This window comes from Acidovorax lacteus, from assembly GCF_039540375.1.
In the GTDB taxonomy this organism is placed as follows: Bacteria; Pseudomonadota; Gammaproteobacteria; order Burkholderiales; family Burkholderiaceae_C; genus Acidovorax_G; species Acidovorax_G lacteus.
Genome location: NZ_BAABEX010000025.1, coordinates 1 through 577, shown reverse-complemented (window position 1 = coordinate 577; position 577 = coordinate 1). Strand labels below are relative to the sequence as shown.

The 577-nt window shown below is 66.0% G+C and carries 2 protein-coding genes; both read right to left on the bottom strand.

Annotated features, from left to right (window positions below):
* Positions 1 to 353, bottom strand: a 353-nt coding sequence (locus tag ABD866_RS11660) for an ExbD/TolR family protein (RefSeq protein ID WP_345065051.1), incomplete at its 3' end; no start/stop codon positions are given.
* A gap of 2 nt (positions 354 to 355) precedes the next feature.
* On the bottom strand, positions 356 to 577 hold a 222-nt coding region (locus ABD866_RS11655; RefSeq protein WP_345065048.1), incomplete at its 5' end, for a MotA/TolQ/ExbB proton channel family protein.

Below are 577 nucleotides of genomic sequence, written 5' to 3'. Positions count from 1 at the left end.
GCCATGGCCTGGGCCACCCGCTCGTAGCGCACTTCCTTGTCCCCGCGGATGTGCAGGTCCGGCTGCGGGTCGCGCGCAGCCTCGGCCTGCAGGCGGGGCAGCAGTTCCTCGTCACTGACCTTGGACTCGTTCCAGTAGTACTGGCCGTCGGCCGCCACGCTCAGCCGCACGGTTTCAGGCTTGACGCTTTCGGGCTGGTTGGTGGCGCGGGGCAGGTCCACGTTCACCGAATGCTTCATCACCGGCACGGTGATGATGAAGATGATGAGCAGCACCAGCATGACGTCCACCAGGGGCGTCATGTTGATTTCGTTCATCACCTCGTCGTCGCTGTCCTGGGTGCCGAAGGCCATGCTCAGGCCCCCTTCTTGATCGGCAGCACCTTGGCCGCATCGCCCGGGGTGTTGCTGTTCACGCGGGCGCCGGTCACAAAGTAGGCGTGCAGGTCGTGGGCAAAGCTGTTGAGGCGGCTCAGGATGGCCTTGTTGCCGCGCAGCAGTGCGTTGTAGCCCAGCACCGCCGGAATGGCCACGGCCAGGCCCAGGGCGGTCATGATCAGCGCCTCGCCGATGGGGCC